The organism is Streptomyces bathyalis (assembly GCF_015910445.1).
Lineage (GTDB): Bacteria > Actinomycetota > Actinomycetes > Streptomycetales > Streptomycetaceae > Streptomyces > Streptomyces bathyalis.
Genome location: NZ_CP048882.1, coordinates 3,001,322 through 3,019,318, shown reverse-complemented (window position 1 = coordinate 3,019,318; position 17,997 = coordinate 3,001,322). Strand labels below are relative to the sequence as shown.

17 protein-coding genes are annotated in these 17,997 nt (G+C 70.3%); 11 read left to right on the top strand and 6 right to left on the bottom strand.

The genetic code is table 11. The annotated features are described in order from the left end of the window. Window positions 1-39 precede the first annotated feature (39 nt). Window positions 40-1,821, bottom strand: coding sequence for an L-lactate permease (locus tag G4Z16_RS13080; protein ID WP_197354475.1), 1,782 nt, complete (start codon window positions 1,819-1,821; stop codon window positions 40-42). Between the two features lie 207 nt (window positions 1,822-2,028). On the opposite strand from G4Z16_RS13080, the gene G4Z16_RS13075 reads away from it, so the two are divergent. The 3 genes from G4Z16_RS13075 (at window position 2,029) to G4Z16_RS13065 (ending at window position 4,179) form a co-directional block, all read left to right on the top strand. Further along, window positions 2,029-2,772, top strand: coding sequence for a FadR/GntR family transcriptional regulator (locus G4Z16_RS13075; protein WP_197350948.1), 744 nt, complete (start codon window positions 2,029-2,031; stop codon window positions 2,770-2,772). Window positions 2,773-2,857: 85 nt separating this feature from the next. Beyond that, a complete protein-coding gene (locus tag G4Z16_RS13070) occupies window positions 2,858-3,508 on the top strand; it encodes a TetR/AcrR family transcriptional regulator (RefSeq protein WP_197350947.1) in 651 nt (216 codons plus the stop codon). 227 nt (window positions 3,509-3,735) lie between these two features. Further along, window positions 3,736-4,179 (top strand): SRPBCC family protein, encoded by a 444-nt coding sequence (locus G4Z16_RS13065; RefSeq protein ID WP_197350946.1) that lies wholly within the window; start codon window positions 3,736-3,738, stop codon window positions 4,177-4,179. A gap of 210 nt (window positions 4,180-4,389) precedes the next feature. Here G4Z16_RS13065 and G4Z16_RS13060 read toward each other — a convergent pair whose 3' ends face one another. Beyond that, the gene (locus tag G4Z16_RS13060) at window positions 4,390-4,944 is read right to left on the bottom strand and encodes a hypothetical protein (RefSeq protein ID WP_197354473.1); all 555 of its coding nucleotides are present in this window, start codon (window positions 4,942-4,944) and stop codon (window positions 4,390-4,392) included. Window positions 4,945-5,142: 198 nt separating this feature from the next. On the opposite strand from G4Z16_RS13060, the gene hemL reads away from it, so the two are divergent. From hemL to ccsB, 6 genes are all read left to right on the top strand, one after another. After that, window positions 5,143-6,459 carry a glutamate-1-semialdehyde 2,1-aminomutase gene (gene hemL, locus G4Z16_RS13055; protein ID WP_197350945.1) on the top strand — a complete coding sequence of 439 codons (1,317 nt, stop codon included), beginning with the start codon at window positions 5,143-5,145 and terminating at the stop codon, window positions 6,457-6,459. A gap of 107 nt (window positions 6,460-6,566) precedes the next feature. Further along, window positions 6,567-7,211 carry a histidine phosphatase family protein gene (locus G4Z16_RS13050; RefSeq protein ID WP_246531284.1) on the top strand — a complete coding sequence of 215 codons (645 nt, stop codon included), beginning with the start codon at window positions 6,567-6,569 and terminating at the stop codon, window positions 7,209-7,211. 150 nt (window positions 7,212-7,361) lie between these two features. Continuing rightward, a complete protein-coding gene (locus G4Z16_RS13045; RefSeq protein ID WP_197350943.1) occupies window positions 7,362-7,964 on the top strand; it encodes a TlpA family protein disulfide reductase in 603 nt (200 codons plus the stop codon). A 7-nt stretch (window positions 7,965-7,971) separates the two neighbouring features. After that, a complete protein-coding gene (locus G4Z16_RS13040; RefSeq protein WP_197350942.1) occupies window positions 7,972-8,784 on the top strand; it encodes a cytochrome c biogenesis CcdA family protein in 813 nt (270 codons plus the stop codon). Between the two features lies 1 nt (window position 8,785). Next, window positions 8,786-10,684 (top strand): cytochrome c biogenesis protein ResB, encoded by a 1,899-nt coding sequence (gene resB, locus G4Z16_RS13035; RefSeq protein ID WP_197350941.1) that lies wholly within the window; start codon window positions 8,786-8,788, stop codon window positions 10,682-10,684. Further along, a complete protein-coding gene (ccsB, locus tag G4Z16_RS13030) occupies window positions 10,681-11,826 on the top strand; it encodes a c-type cytochrome biogenesis protein CcsB (RefSeq protein ID WP_197350940.1) in 1,146 nt (381 codons plus the stop codon). The genes resB and ccsB overlap by 4 nt, the downstream gene beginning before the upstream one ends. A gap of 84 nt (window positions 11,827-11,910) precedes the next feature. Here ccsB and G4Z16_RS33255 read toward each other — a convergent pair whose 3' ends face one another. Continuing rightward, window positions 11,911-12,456, bottom strand: coding sequence for a PLD nuclease N-terminal domain-containing protein (locus tag G4Z16_RS33255; protein WP_425508073.1), 546 nt, complete (start codon window positions 12,454-12,456; stop codon window positions 11,911-11,913). 220 nt (window positions 12,457-12,676) lie between these two features. On the opposite strand from G4Z16_RS33255, the gene G4Z16_RS13020 reads away from it, so the two are divergent. Together G4Z16_RS13020 and mqnP are read left to right on the top strand one after the other, a co-directional pair. Then, the gene (locus tag G4Z16_RS13020) at window positions 12,677-14,128 is read left to right on the top strand and encodes a menaquinone biosynthesis decarboxylase (protein WP_197350939.1); all 1,452 of its coding nucleotides are present in this window, start codon (window positions 12,677-12,679) and stop codon (window positions 14,126-14,128) included. Further along, entirely contained in the window at window positions 14,125-15,051 is a 927-nt protein-coding gene (gene mqnP / locus G4Z16_RS13015; protein ID WP_425508072.1) for a menaquinone biosynthesis prenyltransferase MqnP, read from the top strand. The genes G4Z16_RS13020 and mqnP overlap by 4 nt, the downstream gene beginning before the upstream one ends. 60 nt (window positions 15,052-15,111) lie before the next feature. Here mqnP and G4Z16_RS13010 read toward each other — a convergent pair whose 3' ends face one another. The 3 genes from G4Z16_RS13010 to G4Z16_RS13000 all read right to left on the bottom strand — a co-directional run bounded on the left by G4Z16_RS13010 (window position 15,112) and on the right by G4Z16_RS13000 (window position 17,842). After that, on the bottom strand, window positions 15,112-15,744 hold the full coding sequence (locus G4Z16_RS13010; protein ID WP_197350938.1) for a rhomboid family intramembrane serine protease: 633 nt from the start codon (window positions 15,742-15,744) through the stop codon (window positions 15,112-15,114). Window positions 15,745-15,860: 116 nt separating this feature from the next. Continuing rightward, window positions 15,861-17,108 carry a hypothetical protein gene (locus G4Z16_RS13005; protein WP_197350937.1) on the bottom strand — a complete coding sequence of 416 codons (1,248 nt, stop codon included), beginning with the start codon at window positions 17,106-17,108 and terminating at the stop codon, window positions 15,861-15,863. A gap of 50 nt (window positions 17,109-17,158) precedes the next feature. Beyond that, window positions 17,159-17,842, bottom strand: a complete 684-nt coding sequence (locus G4Z16_RS13000; protein ID WP_197350936.1) for a UbiX family flavin prenyltransferase — start codon at window positions 17,840-17,842, stop codon at window positions 17,159-17,161. Window positions 17,843-17,997 lie beyond the last annotated feature (155 nt).

Genomic DNA, 17,997 nt, shown 5'->3' with positions numbered 1-17,997 from the left:
ACGGCAAGCCACGGGCCGGGGCAAAGAATGTCAAACGACCTAGGGCAGCGTCCAGGCCAGGATGCCCGACTGTGCATAGATCAACACGCAGAGAATCAGCAGCAGTCCGAGGCTCCACTTGAGTGTCGAGCGCAGCAGCTCGGACTCCTGGCTTGCACAGCCGACGGCCGTGGCGGCGATGGTCAGGTTCTGCGGGCTGATCATCTTGCCCAGCACACCGCCCGAGGCGTTGCCCGCGACGAGCAGTGACGGATCGAGACCCGCTCCCTTGGCGGCGGTGTGCTGAAGGCTGGCGAACAGCGCCTGCGAGGACGTGTCGGACCCGGTGACCGCCGTTCCGAACCAGCCGAGCACCGGCGAGAGCAGAGCGAGCGCGCTCCCGCTCCCGGCTATCCAGGTGCCGATGGTGATGGTCTGGCCCGAGAGGTTCATGGCGTAGGCGAGTGCGAGCACGGCCGCGACGGTCAGGAGGGCCGTGCGCAACTTGACGATCGTGGCCCCGAGTTCCCTCAGCGCCACCTGCGCGTCGATGCGGAGGACGAGCGCGGTGAGCACCCCGGAGAGCAGCAGCAGGGTCCCGGGCGACGACAGCCACGCCAGGTTGTAGACGGTGGCGTCGACCTCGTCGCCCGCGACGGTCAGGAGCTTCCCGTCCAGTCCCGGCCAGGGGACGGAGATGCTCATGCTGCCCAGGAACTCCTTGGCGGGGGTCCACAGTTGGGCCACGGAGAAGACGGAGATGACGATGATGTACGGGGCGAAGGCCGTGGCCAGCCGCTTGCTGTCGGTCTCCGGCCGTGTCTCATGTCCCGCGTGCCCGGCGTGCGTCGATTGGCCGGCCTGATCCCCGCCGTGGGCGGCCCGCGACGCCGGCACCGACTGACCCCCGTGGCTGCGGCCGCCATATGTGCGCCCGCCGGGACCTGGCTGCCCCTGGCCCCCGGGGCGGCCGCCGGCTCCGGATCCGCCCCCGGCGGCGAGCAGTTCCGCCCTCGCCTGCTCGCTGCCGCGCGGCTGCCAGAACCGCAGGAAGACGACGGCGGCCACCAGGCTGGCGAGGGAGGTGATGATGTCCGTGAGTTCGACGGATATGTAGTTGGAGCTGACGAACTGCACGACGGCGAAGGTCACTCCGCACACCACCGCCACGGGCCAGACCTGGCGCAGCCCGCGGAAGCCGTCCACGAGCACCGTCAGCAGCAGCGGAACGATGAGCGCGAGAACGGGCACCTGGCGGCCGACGTACGAGCCGAGCTCGGTGTACGGGATCTTCGTCAGCTCGCCTGCCGTGATGACGGGAATGCCCATGGCGCCGAAGGCCACGGGAACGGTGTTGGCGACGAGCACCGTCACGGCCGCGCGGAACGGCGGGAACCCCAGGGCGATGAGCATGATGCCGGTGATCGCCACGGGTGCGCCGAAGCCGGCGAGCGCCTCCAGCAGGGCGCCGAAGCAGAAGGCCAGCACGACCGCCAGGACGCGCGGATCGTCGCTGATGAGCCGCAGCGACCGGCGCAGGTCCTCGAACGTGCCGCTGACGACGGTGAGTTGGTACAGCCAGATGGCCGTGACGAGGATCCAGCCGATGGGGAAGAGGCCGAAGACCGCGCCCTCGCTCGCCGACAGGGCGGCCAGCTTGAACGGCATCCCGTACACGAGGACGGCAATGCCCAACGCGACGGCCAGTGCGGAGAGGCCGGCCCAGTGCGCCTTGACCCGTGCCGCTCCGAGCAGAAGGAAGAGAGTCACCAGCGGCAGAGCGGCGACGAGGGCCGAGAGGGCGAGGCCGCCGGCGAGAGGGGAGAGGGCGGGCTGGTACAAGGGCATCCCCGTACGGATTGGTCAGACCATGCGTTCGAAGCTGCCACACACTATGAAGAGCCCAACTCCCTGTCCAGAGACAGCACATGACTGCCAAAACTTGGTCGGACCAAAGTACGGGCGATTGGGTTACGCTCACCGCCACCGCGTGATCCCCTGTCAGCTGCACCGGGGAGCGGACCGACGTCGCGGATCTGGGAGGTTCTCATGGCCGGACCGGACGACTGGGAACCCGTGACCCGCTCACGTACGTACGAGCTGGTCCTCACGCGGATCGAGCAGCTCATCCTCGACGGAAGGCTCAGGGTGGGCGACCGGCTGCCGCCCGAGCGGGAGTTGAGCGAGATGCTCGGCGTGAGCAGGGCGGCGATCCGGGAGGCGCTGCGCGTGCTGGAGGCCCAGGGAGCGCTTCGCCCCCGGGTCGGCACCGGCCCGGACTCGGGAAACGTGATCGCCGCGATGCCCGGCGCCGGGCTCACCCAGTTCCTCCGGCTGCACATCGCGCTCGCGCACTTCTCCCTCGACGACGTGGTCGAGGCCCGTGCCGTCCTGGAGCGGTCGAGCGCCAGGCTGGCGGCCGAGCGGGCCGGGCCGGAGGACCTCGCGCGGATGCGTGAACAGCTGGACCGCATGGACGAAGTGGGGCTCCCGCGCGAGGCGTTCAACGACTACGACACCGACTTCCACGTCGCGATCGCCGAGGCGGCGGGCAACCCTCTGGTGGCCGACCTGACCGTCTCCGTGCGCAACGCGGTCCGGCAGACCCTGCTGACGGTCTTCCACCGGGTGGAGGACTGGGAGGCGGTCGCCGCCAGGCTCCGCGCGGAGCACCGCGCGATCTACGACGCGGTGGAGGCCGGGGAGGCCGAACGCGCGGGTGAGGCGGTCGAGACGCACATCCGCTCCGTGCACCGGGACATCGTGCTCCCCTCCCTGGCCCCCGTCCCCTGAGGGCAGGCCGCAGGCGTCGCATCACCGTCCAGCGGTTCACCCGGTCGTCTGGTGCGTCAACGCACGTTGGCCTACATTCGTTGGCATGGAAGACCGAGCAGAGGCCGGTTCCGCCGCCGGAGACGGCACGGGGGAGGCCACGCACCTCGCGGCCTCCCAGGGGCAGGCGACGGAGGGCCGGGCCCCGCGCCGCTCCGACGCGACGCGGGCCGCGATCCGCCGCGCCGCCCGCGAGCGCTTCGCGACGGACGGATACGAGCGCGCGACCATCCGCGCCATCGCGCGGGACGCCGGCATCGACCCGTCGATGGTCATGCGCTACTTCGGCAACAAGGAGGGCCTGTTCGCCGCGGCCTCCGAGATCGACCTGCGGCTGCCGGACCTGACCGGCGTCCCCGCCGAGGAGGTCGGCACGCGCCTCGTACGTCACTTCCTGGACCGCTGGGAGGGCGACGAGACGCTGAACGCCATGGTGCGCGTCGGCGTCACCAACCCCGCGGGCGCGGACCGCGTGCACGCGGTCTTCCGCGACCAGGTCGCGCCCGCGGTGGCCGCCGTGTGCCCGGACCCGGCGCAGGTCCCCGCGCGCGCCGCCCTGCTTGCCTCACAGATCCTGGGCATGGCGGTGAGCCGGTACGTGCTGAGGCTGCCACCCGCGGTGTCGCTGACCCACGAGGAGATCGTGAACTGGCTCGGGCCCACGGTCCGGCGCTACTTGACGGCCGAGAGCCCTTAGGCGGCCGGAGCGCGCTGCAACCGGGCGACCACGCCCGGCGCGGAAGGCTCAGGCGGCCGGGCTCCGGCGAATCCGGCTCCGAACCCGGTTCCGGCGAACAGAGGTTGGGCGGAAAGCCCCCGCGACCAGGGACCCCGCGAATCGATGCCCGCGAACATGCCTTGGATCTCCGTCCACGGGTACTCAGCGCGCCGTAACGAGCCCCTTTCCCTGAGAGGTGACGAAGAGTGTCGTCCTCCCTCGTAGAGACCGTGGACGTCGAAGCTCCGCTCGCGGTGAGCTGGGCGCTGTGGAGCGACGTGGCCGAGTGGCCGAAGTTCCTGAGCCACGTGAAGGACGTCGTCCGTATCGACAACCGGTCCTTCTCCTGGTGGCTCTCGCTCCCCGGAGCCGAGAAGAGCTTCACCGCCGAGGTCACGGAGCTGATCCCTCAGGAGCGCATCGCCTGGAAGACGACGGACGGCGTCGAGCACGCCGGAGTGGTCACCTTCCACAGGCTCAGCGACACGACGAGCCGGGTGACGCTGCAGATCGAGTACAACCCGCAGGACTTCGTCGAACGCCTGGGAGCCCTGACCAAACTGGACTCCACGCTCACCAACTACGACCTGGGCGAGTTCAAGAAGGCAGCGGAGAACGCGTCCGGCAGGAACGGGACTTCGGGCGCCTGAACGAGGGCGCCATACCGAGGGCGCCTGACCGAGCCGGCCCCGCGCTCCTTCCGCCGGAGCGGGGCGGCTGCGCCCGCGTCGCAGCAGGGTTCGCGCAGCGAGTGCATGAGGGTGAGCCGTGGTCGACGGCGCGGGCCCGGCCGGGCCGCAGCGTCGGGGCCGCAGCGCCGGAAGGTCTTCAGGGCAGCACCGGACGGTACGGACGGTGGCTCAGGGCCACACCAGGCAGTACGGCTGGTGGCCGGCCATGTGCAGGCGGTCGGAGAAGTCCTGCCATTCATGGAGAAGTTGGTACACGTTGAACGCGTCCTGAGGGCCGGACCGGTCCGGCACCGTGGACCAGATGAAGGCCGCCGCGCCCACCGACTCCTCGCCGATGCCCCGCAGCGGGTCCACGACGGTCATCGGCAGCTTCACGACGGCGTAATCCGGGTGCAGCACGACGAGTTCCAGGGGCGGCACCCGGTGGAGAGGTATGCCCTCGATGCCCGTGAGCACCATCGCGGCCATGGTCTCCGGCTTGATCTTGGTGAACATGCCGTGACCCAACTCGTCCCCGCCGAGCTCTTCGGGGCGCATGGAGACAGGAACCCGGGCCGCCGTAGCGCCGTCCGGGGCGCCGAAGTACTTGTAGGTCACCCCCACTCGGCCGCCACCCTTGCTGTTCCCGAAGTCTCTTTCCACCGCGTCTCTGCGATGGCGTCCCCGTGCGCGCTCCGGACCGAGGTCCCCGGTACCCTCTCCCAGTCCACCACCGCGCTGCATGTCACCACCCGACCACTCGCGGCCGCCGCCGCGCAACCCGATCATCGTGTCAGAGACCTCCCCGTCCTGCCGGTCGTGAAACGCCCCGCAGCGCCCGGGTAATCCCCGTGTTACCGGGCCGGTATCCGACCGGCTCCGCATGTCCCGTATACCCACCGACGGGACGACGACGCCGTGCCGTGGGAATGCTCTGACACCATGGCCCTCGTGACTTACTCGTACGAGGCCCCAGTATCGCAGTCGCTCTACGACCGCGCCTCCGTCGTGACGCCTGGAGGCGTGAACTCTCCCGTCCGCGCCTTCCAAGCCGTGGGTGGTACGCCCCGGTTCATGGTGTCCGGTGCCGGTCCGTACCTCATGGATGCCGACGGACGTGAGTACGTCGATCTTGTCTGCTCGTGGGGGCCGATGATTCTGGGCCATTCCCACCCCGAGGTGATCGCCGCCGTACAGGCCGCGGTGAGCCGGGGCACGTCGTTCGGCACGCCCGGCGAGGACGAAGTCGCGCTCGCGGAGGAGATCGTGGACCGGATCGGGCCGGTCGAGCAGGTGCGGCTGGTCTCCTCCGGTACGGAGGCCACGATGTCCGCGATCCGCCTGGCGCGCGGCTTCACTGGGCGCGCGAAGGTCGTGAAGTTCGCGGGCTGTTACCACGGTCATGTCGACGCGCTGCTCGCCTCGGCGGGTTCGGGCGTCGCGACGTTCGGCCTTCCCGACACACCGGGCGTGACGGGCGCGCAGGCGGCGGAGACGATCGTGCTGCCGTACAACGATCCCGAGGCCGTACGTGCCGCGTTCGCCGCGCAGCCGGACGAGATCGCGTGCGTCATCACCGAGGCGTCCCCCGGCAATATGGGGATCGTGCCGCCGAAGCCGGGCTTCAACGAGCAACTCAAGGAGATCTGCCGGGAGTACGGGGCGCTCTTCATCTCGGACGAGGTGATGACGGGCTTCCGCGTCAGCAAGCAGGGCTGGTACGGGATCGACCAAGTCGTCCCCGATCTGATGACGTTCGGCAAGGTGATGGGCGGCGGCTTCCCGGCCGCGGCCTTCGGCGGCAGGCGTGACGTGATGGAGCGCCTCGCCCCGGCCGGCCCCGTCTACCAGGCCGGGACGCTGTCCGGGAACCCGGTCGCCACGGCCGCCGGGGTCGCGCAGCTGCGGCTGCTGGACGACGGGGCCTACGCGGCGGTGGACGCGGCCTCCGAGCAGCTGCGGGGTGCCGTCACCGAGGCACTGAGCAAGGCAGGTGTCGCGCACCAACTGCAGGTCGCGGGCAACATGTTCTCCGTGTTCTTCACCGACGAGCCGGTCACGGACTACGAGGGCGCGAAGGCCCAGGAGGCGTTCCGCTTCAAGGCGCTCTTCCACTCGATGCTGGAGCAGGGCGTCTATCTGCCGCCGTCCGCCTTCGAGTCGTGGTTCGTCTCCACGGCACATGACGACGGCGCGCTGGAGCGCGTAGCCGACGCTCTGCCCGCCGCCGCCCGCGCCGCCGCGGAGGCGACCGCATGAGCGCCGCGGACCGTACGGGTCCGGAGTACGAGGCCGGAAGACGCGAGGGTGCCAGCAGCTTCCGCGATGGCGCCGGCGGCGACGAGACCGTCACCGTCGTGCACGTCATGCGCCACGGTGAGGTCGCGAACCCGGGCGGGGTCCTGTACGGACGGCTGCCCGGCTACCACCTGTCCGAGCTGGGCCGCAGGATGGCCGACCGGGTGGCCGAGCACCTCGCCGACCGCGACATCACCCACGTCGTGGCCTCGCCGCTGGAGCGTGCCCAGGAGTCCGCGGCACCCATCGCCAAGGCGCACGGGCTGGACGTCGCCAGCGACGAGGATCTGATCGAGGCGGACAACGTCTTCCAGGGCCGGACCGTGGGGGTGGGGGACGGCGCGCTGCGCAGGCCCGCGAACTGGCGCCACCTCTTTAACCCTTTCCGGCCGTCGTGGGGCGAGTCGTACGTCCACCAGGTGCAGCGGATGCGCACCGCCCTGGACGCCGCGCGCGACGCCGCGCGCGGCCACGAGGCAGTCTGCGTCTCGCACCAGCTGCCGATCTGGACGCTGCGCAGCTTCGTCGAGCGCCGCCGGCTGTGGCACGACCCGCGCCGGAGGCAGTGCACCCTCGCCTCCCTCACCACGTTCACCTTCAACGGGGACAAGATCGTCTCCGTCGGCTACTCGGAGCCGGCCCGCGACCTGGTGCCTCCCCATCTGCGCGCGGGAGCCAAGTCGGCGAGGGGCGGCGGAGGACGCGGGGCCTGACGTGGCGCTGCGGCCCACCGCGTGCCGCCCGGCCGCCACCGCCGGCCGCGCCCGCCCGACGCCGGGCCGCCGCAACTGCGGACGCCCTGTGCGTTACGGGCACAAGGGGGGCGCGGAAGATCAGCCCCGGGCCCATGCGAAACTTTTCACATGAGTCAGACCCGTGCCTTCCGGCACCGCCCCGCACTGCTGATCGCGTTGCTCGCGGCGGGTGCGTCGGTGCTGGCCGGGTGCACCGACGACAAGGCCGGTTCGTCGTCAGGAGACACGAAGTTCGTGCAGGGCACCGGGAAGATCACCAAGGTCAAGAGAGGCGAACGGCAGAAGGCGCCGGACATTTCGGGCAAAGGTGTCGACGGGAAGCGCCTGGAACTCTCCGACTACAAGGGGAAGATCGTCGTCCTGAACGTCTGGGGCTCCTGGTGCGCGCCCTGCCGCGCGGAGGCACCCAACCTCGCCAAGGTCGCCCAGGACACCGAGGGCAAGGACGTGCAGTTCGTCGGGATCAACACCCGCGATCTGGACCGCGCCAACGCCAAGGCGTTCGAGCGCAACTACGGCATCGACTACCCGAGCTTCTACGACCCCAGCGGCAGGCTCATCCTGCGCTTCCCCAAGGGCAGCCTCTCCCCGCAGGCCATCCCGTCCACGCTCATCCTCGACCGCGACGGGAAGATCGCCGTGCGGGCGCTGAAGGAGCTCGGCGAGAAGGAACTGCGCTCCGCGCTCGACCCGTTGACGGCGGAGAAGTGACCCCGGCATGAGCGCGCTCGCCACCGCCGCGGCATCCCCCGCCGGCGCCGCTCTGGCGGCCGGTCCGGCGGAGGTGAACCACACGGTTCTCAGCGGGGCTCTGCTGCTTGCCGTTCCCGTGGCCGTTCTGGGCGGTCTCGTCTCCTTCTTCTCCCCGTGCGTCCTGCCGCTCGTGCCCGGCTACCTCAGCTACGTGACCGGCGTCAGCGGGACGGACCTGGCGCAGGCGAGGCGCGGCCGGATGTTCCTCGGGGCGGGCCTCTTCGTCCTCGGCTTCACCGCGGTCTTCGTCTCCGGCGGCGCCCTGTTCGGGGGCTTCGGCGCGACGCTGCAGGAGCACCGGGCGGTCATCTCCAGAGTGCTGGGCGCGCTGACGATCCTGCTGGGGCTCGCGTTCATGGGAGCGCTCGGCCCGCTGTCCCGTCTCACCTCGCGCGAACTGCGCATCCAGCGGCGCCCGTCCGTCGGCCTCGCGGGCGCGCCCATGCTCGGCGTGCTGTTCGGCATCGGCTGGACGCCGTGCATCGGGCCGACCCTCGCCGCCGTGCAGACCCTGGCGTTCAGCGAGGCCAGCGCCGGGCGGGGCGCCCTGCTGACGGTTGCGTACTGCCTCGGGCTGGGGCTGCCGTTCGTCGTCGCCGCCGTCGCCTTCCGCCGCACGCTGGGTGCCTTCGGCTGGGTGAAGCGGCACTATGCGTGGGTGATGCGGGCCGGCGGCGTGATGCTCGTCGCGGTCGGCCTGCTGCTCGTCACCGGGGTCTGGGACCGGATCGTGTACGACCTTCAAGTCTGGTCGTCCGACTACACCGTGGGAATCTGAGATGCGTACGACGGACACCGGATCGGACACCGCCGCCGGAGCCGGCACAGGCGGCGGGAACGGCAACCCCGCCGCCGGGGGCCCGGCCTCGGAGGAGGCGCGGCTCGCGCAGGAGGCCGAGTCCCAGCTCTCCTCGCTGTCCACCGCGCCCGGCGAGGAGAAGCTCAACGTCCCCTCGATCGGCGTCATCGGCTGGGCGCGCTGGTTCTGGCGGCAGCTGACCTCCATGCGTGTCGCGCTGATCCTTCTCTTCCTGCTCTCCCTCGCGGCGATCCCCGGCTCGGTGATCCCGCAGAGCAACGTCGACAGGGTCAAGGTCGAGGACTTCCAGAAGAAGCACGACGTGCTCTCGCCCGTCTACGAGAAGCTCCAGCTCTTCGACGTCTACACGTCGGTCTGGTTCTCGGCGATCTACATCCTGCTCTTCGTCTCGCTCGCCGGCTGCATCGTCCCCCGCACCTGGCAGTTCGTGGGACAGCTGCGCAGCAGGCCGCCCCGCGCGCCGCGCCGCCTGGAGAGGATGCCGGCCTACACGACCTGGCACACGGACGCCGCCCCGGACGAAGTGCTCGGCGGGGCCAGGAAGTTGCTGGCGGGGCGGCGCTTCCGCGTCGAGCGCGAGGGTGACGCCGTCGCCTCGGAGAAGGGCTATCTGCGCGAGGCGGGCAACCTCCTCTTCCACATCGCCCTGATCGTGCTGCTGCTGGCGTTCGCCGCCGGCCAGTTGTGGAAGTCCGACGGCGGCAAGCTGATCGTCAAGGGCGACGGCTTCTCCAACACCCTGCCGCAGTACGACGACTTCAAGTCCGGGTCCCTGTTCGAGCCGGACGACCTGGAGTCGTTCGGCTTCAGCCTCAAGGACTTCCACGCCACGTACGAGGAGTCCGGTCCGCAGAAGGGCACCGCACGCAGCTACCGCGCGGACGTCTCGTACTGGAAGGGCGCCGACGGCAAGGAGAAGCAGGACTCGATCAAGGTCAACCACCCGCTGCAGATCGGCGATTCGAAGGTCTTCCTGAACGGCAACGGCTACGCACCCGTCGTCTCCGTCAAGGACGGCGAGGGCCGGACCGCGTACCGCGGCCCCGTCGCCTTCCTCCCGCAGGACGGCAACCTCACCTCCTCCGGGGTCGTCAAGGTCACCGACTACCGGAACGCAAAGGGCCGCAAGGACCAACTCGGCTTCCAGGGCTTCTTCGTGCCGACCTTCGGCGGCTCGGGGACGGGCACGATGTTCTCGCAGTCGCCGTCCCTGAAGTATCCGGTGCTCTTCCTCACCGCCTACCACGGCGATCTCGGGATGGAGTTCGGAGCCGCGCAGAGCGTCTACCAGCTCGACACCAAGCGCATGAAGCAGTTCAAGAAGGCCGACGGAAGCCCGCTGGCGAAGAAGATCCTGCCGGGCGAGACGATGAAACTGCCGGACGGCGACGCCGAGTTGAAGTTCGAAGGCGTGCGCCAGTGGGCCCAGTTCCAGATCGTCCACGAGGTCGGCAACGGCTGGGCGCTGGGCGGTGCGCTGGCCGCGATCGGCGGCCTCGCGGGCTCGCTGTTCATCCAGCGCCGGCGCGTGTGGGTGCGGGCGGTCGCCGGGCCCGACGGACGTACGGTCGTGGAGATGGCCGGGCTCGGGCGCAGCGAGTCGGCCAGACTCCCCGAGGAGCTGGGCGACTTGGCGTACGCCATGCAGGCGGAGGCCCCGCCCGTTCAGGACGGGCCACCGGCCGGCGAGTCCGCGGCCGGTGAGTCCCCGGCTGACGGGGACACGCAGGCGGGGAACGAGCCCGAGAACGAACACCAGAAGGACGACAAGGACAAGGCCGAGAACGAACACCAGAAGGACGACAAGGACAAGGCCGAGGACGGCGCCGAAGCCTCGCCGCGAGGAGACCGCAAGTGAACATCGCCGCTGCCGGAACGAACGAGAATCTCGCCGAGATCAGCAACTACCTGATCTATTCGGCGATGGCCGTCTACACCCTGGCCTTCGTCGCGCACATCGCCGAATGGGTCTTCGGCAGCCGAAGCAAGGTGGCACGTACGGCTGCCGCGCTGAGCCCCGGCCGCGAGAAGGAGGGGGAGAAGGGCGAGGACGCCGCCGGTTCGGAAGCGGGTGCGGCCACCGGGAAGTCCTCGGCGGCGAAGGGCGCGGCGGCCGGCGGCACGTCGGTGCTGGAGCGTCCGCGTCCCAAGGTCGTCGTCCGCTCCTCCGCGGGCCGCCGCGGCGAACTGCCGGACGGCCCCGGTGCCGCCGCCGGCGACGAACAGGGCGACCTGTACGGCCGGATCGCGGTCTCCCTGACGACCCTCGCGTTCCTGCTGCACGTCGCGGGCGTGCTGGCCCGCTCGCTCTCGGTGCAGCGTGCCCCGTGGGGCAACATGTACGAGTTCTCGACGGCCTTCTCCATGGTCGCCGTCGGCGCCTACCTCGCCTTCCTCGTCGCGAAGAAGAACGTCCGCTGGATCGGGCTTCCGCTGGTGGCGACCGTCCTGCTCGACCTCGGCCTGGCCGTGACGGTGCTGTACACCGAGAGCGACCAGCTCGTGCCCGCGCTGCACTCGTACTGGCTGTGGATCCACGTCTCGCTGGCGATCACCTGCGGCGCGCTGTTCTACCTCGGCTTCGTCTCGACGGCGCTCTACCTCTTCCGGGACCGGTACGAGACGAAGCTGCTGAGCGGCGGCACCCCGGGCGGCTTCGCCACGTCGGTCCTGGAGCGGCTGCCGTCCTCGGCCTCGCTCGACAAGTTCGCCTACCGCATCAACGCGGCCGTCTTCCCGTTCTGGACCTTCACCATCGTCGCCGGGGCCATCTGGGCGGGCGACGCTTGGGGCCGCTACTGGGGCTGGGACCCCAAGGAGGTCTGGTCGTTCATCACGTGGGTCGCCTACGCGTGCTACCTGCACGCACGAGCGACCGCCGGCTGGAAGGGCCGCAAGGCCGCCTACCTGGCGCTGATCGCCTTCGCGTGCTTCCTGTTCAACTACTACGGCGTGAACATCTTCTTCAACGGCAAGCACTCGTACGCGGGCGTCGGCTGAGGAACCGGGACCCGTTCGTCCCGCCCGTCCACGCCCCGTCCGCGGGGTTCCGGGCGCCCGCTGGGGTACGGACCTCCTCGGTGCTCAGCTCTTCGGCGGGGTCTCGTCCGGACCGCCCTGGCCGTTGTCGCGCCGCCTCGACTCCTCGTCGCGGCGGCGCAGTTCGGCCTCCTGCGGCTCGGCCCCGGGACGCGGCTCGTGCCCTGCCTCGTCCGTGCTGCCCGTGCCGCCCTCCGTGCCGTCCGTGACGCCGCCCTCGCCGGAGCCCGGGCGGGCGTCGGCTCCGCCCGTGCCGCCCGTGACCTTCCGCTCGTCGCCGGCCTCGCCGTCGTCCTGCGATCCACCGGGCTGCGAACCGCCCTTGATGGACTTGAGGAACTCGGGGTTGTCGTCCGGCGCGACCCAGCGGCGCTCGTCGGGACGCGTCGCACCGTACGGTGCGTTCCTGCGCGGCCGTCCGACGACGAACCATGCGACGGGGCCCAGCAGCACCTGCCCGAAGAGCAGGATGATGATGACCCACACCACCTTCGGCAGCTTCCGTACTTCCTTCTCAGGAGTATTGAGGCAGTCGATGAAGGCGTAGATCCACACCGCCAGGACGAGAAGGAACGGCAGATACCTGAGCATGTGGGACGCCCCCTAGGCGAGCCGACTCGGCACGGTGGGCCGGAAGTGCGGTTTGTGCGGTTCGTCTTGCTTGTCTTCGTTTGTGCGTCCGCGTTCGCGTTCGCGCGGGAGCACGTGCCACGGCTTGCGCGCCGTGCGTACGTAAGCCAGCGTAACGGTGTCCGGAAGGGCCCGGGGGCGGCCGGTGAAGCGGGGGGACCCATACCGGATACTGGGGCGCATGGCATACGACGATCTCCGCTCGCTGCTGCGGGCGCTGGAGCGTGACCGGGACCTGAAGCGGATCAAGGCAGAGGTCGATCCGTACCTCGAGATCGGTGAGATCGTCGACCGGGTTCAGAAGTCCGGCGGACCCGCGCTGCTGTTCGAGAACGTGAAGGGCTCCTCCCTTCCACTGGCGATGAACGTCTTCGGGACGGACCGCCGCCTGCTGAAGGCCCTCGGCCTCGAGTCGTACGACGAGATCAGCGAGAAGATCGGCGGGCTGCTCAAGCCCGAACTGCCGCAGGGCTTCGTCGGGATGCGGGAGGCGTTCGGCAAGCTCGGCGCGATGACGCACGTACCGCCGAAGAAGGTGAAGGGCGCACCCGTCCAGGAGGTGGTCCTCGAGGGCGACGACGTCGACCTGGAGGCGCTGCCCGCGCTGTTCACCTGGCCCGAGGACGGCGGCTCCTTCTTCAACCTCGGTCTGACGCACACCAAGCACCCCGAGACGGGCGTGCGCAACCTCGGCCTGTACCGCCTCCAGCGCCACGACCGCCGCACCATCGGAATGCACTGGCAGATCCACAAGGACAGCCGGAACCACTACCAGGTCGCCGCGCGGCGCGGCGAGAAGCTGCCGGTCGCCATCGCCTTCGGCTGCCCGCCCGCCGTGACGTACGCCTCGACGGCTCCGCTGCCCGGCGACATCGACGAATACCTCTTCGCGGGCTTCACGCAGGGCAAGCGCGTCGAGATGACCGACTGCAGGACCGTGCCGCTCCAGGTGCCCGCCCACGCGGAAGTGGTGCTGGAGGGCTGGCTGGAGCCCGGAAAGACGCTGCCCGAGGGGCCGTTCGGCGACCACACCGGCTTCTACACGCCGCAGGAGGACTTCCCCGCGCTGACGATCGACTGCGTGACGATGCGCAAGCGCCCGGTCTTCCAGTCGATCGTGGTGGGCAGGCCGCCGACGGAGGACGGGCCGCTGGGGCGCGCAACGGAGCGGTTCTTCCTGCCGCTGCTGAAGATCATCGTCCCGGACATCGTGGACTACCACCTGCCCGAGGCCGGCGGCTTCCACAACTGCATGATCGTCTCCATCGACAAGAAGTACCCGAAGCACGCCCAGAAGGTCATGCACGCCATCTGGGGTGCACACATGCTCTCCCTGGAGAAGCTGATCGTCGTCGTCGACGCGGAGTGCAACGTGCGTGATCTGCACGAGGTGGCGTGGCGGGCCCTCGGGAACGTCGACTACTCCCGCGACCTGACGGTCGTCGAGGGGCCGGTGGACCACCTCGACCACGCCTCGTACCAGCAGTTCTGGGGCGGCAAGGCCGGCGTCGACGCGACCACGAAGCTGCCGGAGGAGGGCTACACGCGCGACGGCGGCTGGCCGCACGCCATCGAGTCCGATCCGGACGTCGCGCGGCTCGTCACCGAGCGCTGGAAGGAGTACGGGCTTTGAGCGGCGATGCCGTGACCGGCGACGGCGCACGGGCCGATGTCAGCCCGCCGCGCGGAGGCGTGAAGGCCTTCCTGCGGCTGGTGATGATCGAGCACTCCGTCTTCGCGCTGCCATTCGCCTACATCGCGGCGCTCACGGCGATGTTCCGCGGGAGCGGTGCTGTCCAGTGGCGGGAGCTGCTGCTCATCACCGTCGCCATGGTGGGGATGCGCACCTTCGCCATGGCCGCGAACCGGATCATCGACCGGGAGATCGACGCACGCAATCCCCGCACCGCCGGACGCGAACTCGTCACCGGTGCGCTCTCGGTGCGGTCCGCGTGGACGGGTGCGCTGGTCGCGGTCGCGGTCTTCCTGGGCGCGTGCGCCCTGCTCAACCCGCTCTGCCTGGCGCTGGCGCCCGTCGCGGTGGTGCCGATGGTGGTCTATCCGTACGGGAAGCGCTTCACGGACTTCCCGCACGCCATCCTCGGACTCGCCCAGGCGATAGGGCCGGTCGGCGCCTGGCTCGCCGTGACCGGCGCCTGGTCGTGGGAGGCCGTGGTGCTGGGCCTCGCGGTCGGCGTGTGGATCGGCGGCTTCGACCTGATCTTCGGCTGCCAGGACGTCGCGGCGGACCGTGCGCACGGGGTGCGTTCCGTCCCGGCGCGGTTCGGCATCGCGGCGGCGCTCCACGGGGCGCGCGGCAGCCATGTCGTCACGGTGGCGCTGCTGGCGTGGTTCGGGGTGCTGACCGGGGCGGGCGTCTTCTGGTGGCTGGGCCTGCTGATCGTCGCGGTCGCCTTCGTCTACGAGCACTCCATCGTCAGGCCGGGCGACCTCTCCCGGCTCAACCGGGCCTTCTTCACGGTCAACGGGTTCATCGGCATCGCGCTGTTCGTCTGCGCGCTGCTGGACCTGTCGGTGCGGGGCCTGAGCGTCTGACCATGCCGTCGGGCACGCGTACGGCCGGGCGGTGCTGCGCCGGCAACGAGACGGCCCAGGTCAGTGCCAGGCCGGCTTGCCGCCTCCCGCCGCACGGGCCGTCGAGGTCATGAAGGCTGCCACGATGCCGCCGACCAGGCCGAAGAGGTGGCCCTGCCACGAGATCCCGGCCTCCGTCGGCAGCACGCCCCACAGGATCGAGCCGTAGAACACGGCGACGACACCGCCGAGCGCGACGTCCGTGATCCGCCTGTCCACGAAGCCGCGCACGAGCAGATAGCCGAAGAGCCCGAAGATCAGGCCGGAGGCACCCGCCGTGTTGCTGCCGTCGGGCGCGACGAGCCACACGCCGACCCCGCTCACCACGATGATCGTGAAGGCGACGGCCAGGAAGCGCCCGGTTCCGCGCAGCGCCGCGAGAAAGCCGAGCACGAGCAGCGGCACCGTGTTCGCGATGAGGTGGCCGAAGCCGAAGTGCATGAAGGCCGCGGGGATCACGTCGACCAGCTCGCCCTGCCTGCGGGGGACGATGCCGAAGGTGTCCAGAGCGTTGCCCGTCGCCTGGTCGACGGCTTCGAGGAGCCACAGCAGCCCCGTCCAGAGCAGGATCAGCTTCGCGGCGGGCTTGGCGCCCTGCCGCGGCGATCTGTCACTGTTCGTGCTGTTTATGCCGGAGCCTGATCCGTACGCCATCGAGTCTCCCCCTGAGAGACAGTCGCGGAGCCGATGCCTGTGACCTTGAGAACGTGGCAGTGGGCTCGCGGAGTTCCAGGTCCAGGATCGGGCAGTCCAGGAACTCCAGGATGGCCTCAGAACTTCTCCGTGCCCAGAGCGCCATACATCCAGGTCGCCATCAGGTCCTGCGGCTCGAGCTCCTTGGTGCCGCCGGGAGCGGTCACGGCGACGGCGTCGCCACTGCTGAACTCCAGGCGCAGAGGCAGGTGTGCGTCGCCCCGTGTGAACTGGCCCAGATCGAGGGTGAGCGAGGTGAGCTGCCCGCGCCGGATCGACAGGTCTCCCGCGATGTCGCCCTCGGGTACGCGTGCGGGGTCGATCTCGGCGCCCAGGGGCCGAAGGGCGGCGACGAGATCCTTCGCCGCCGCGCGCCCGGGCAGCGTCATGCGTACGTGCTCCGCGCCCCTCCGCTCGCCCTTGGCTTCGAATTCGGCGTGCTTGCGCAGCAGATCCTGCACGCCGCTGATGAATTCGCGCTGGGACTGACCGTCGAGCGCGGAGCCGATGGTGACCGCGTCCCGGATCTCGCGGCTGCGCCTCGCATCGTCGCTCTCGCTGCCGTGGTCCTTTTCTTCCCTTTTGTCCTTCTTGCCCTTGTCGCCCTTCTCGTCCTTGCCCTTCTTCCTCTCCTTCTCCTTCTTCTTGTCCTCCTGGATCTGCTTGTCCCGCTCCCGTTCCGCGAGCGTCACGGCCACCCGCGCGAAGTCGTCGAATGCCTCGGCGTCCGCGCGCACCCACTCGCCGTTGAGCGCGTCCTCGGCCGCCGCCATCGTGGGCGGGAGGTCGTCCGCGAGAGCGACGATCTCCGACGCCGTCTCGCGCGCGTCCTTCGAGCCGACGGTGTGCTTGACCAGGGCCCGCAGGCTGGCCCGCAGATACAGCTTGTCCTCGACGGACTTGACCGCCGCGACGTCCTTGCCGCCGAAGTTCAGCGCCGCCGCCACGTTCGCGGCGTCGGACTGGGGCATCTCCTTCAGCGGAGTCTTCTCCTCCTCGTCGTCCGTACCCGCCGATACGGTCAACTCGGCGTGAGCCAGCATGTGCGCGGCCTGCTTCGAGGCGCGGTGCTTCCCGCCGGCCCGTGCGGTGAGGAACTCGCGGGCCTCGCGGGGTGATCCGTCCACGGACACGATGACGGTCGCGGCGGGCTGGTCGCCGAGCTTCACGACGGAGTTGCGCACCTTCATGCCGGTCGTGAGGCGCTGGGCCGAAGTGCACGCCGACACGGAGGTGGCGAGCAGCAGCGCACAGGTCGCGACGGCGGCGACGCGGTGCGCAGTGGTGGGACGGAGCTGCCCGTACGGCGGACGGAAGAACTGCATCCCCCGAGCCAATACCAAAACCGGCATGCGACGCCAGTCGTGGGCCGGACCTACGCTCCGGAGGCGCGGCCTCCCAACTCGCCCTCCCAGCGCCGGTAGAGCTTGTGCGGCACACCCGCCGCGTCGAGCGCGCGGCCCGCGACGAAGTCGACGAGGTGCTGCGCGGTACTGCCGCCCGCGTAGAAGGCGGGCGACGCGGGCAGCACCACCGCGCCCGCGTCGTCCAGCGAGACGAGGTGCCGGAGCGTCTGCCCGTGCAGCGGCGTCTCCCGCACGGCGACGACGAGCGGCCGACGCTCCTTGAGCGTCACGGAGGCGGCCCGCTGGAGCAGGTCCTTCGACAGCCCGAGCGCGACACCGGCCACGCACGCGGTGCTCGCCGGCACGATGAGCATCCCCCGCGCCGGATACGAGCCGGACGAGGGCCCCGCCGCGAGGTCACCGGCGGGCCAGTGCCGCACGGCCGAGACGTCCGGGTCGAACGCGTCCGGTGTGCCGTCGGCGCCGAAGGAGAGCCAGCGCCGCAGATCCTCCTGGGCGTGCGCGTCGCGGAACGGATGCCCGGTCTCGTCGAGGATCGTCAGCCGCGCCGCCCGGCTCACCACGAGGTCCACGGACTCCCCGGCGTGCAGCAGGGCACGCAGCACGGCGGCCGCGTACGGCGTGCCGGAAGCGCCGGAGACACCGACGATCCACGGCGTACGAGGCGTGCTGGTTCCGGTCGTGGAAGTCACGCGACCGAGCCTACGCGCGGCCTCGGGGGACGGGTCCGCGGGTGACGGAAGGGCCCCGGGGCGACTAGAGGAGAGGTGTCTGAGGGCGAGCAGTCCCCATGCCTTAGATTCGTTACCGGAGATTTCGCGGAGCCCACGGTTCCCCTGCCGCCGGC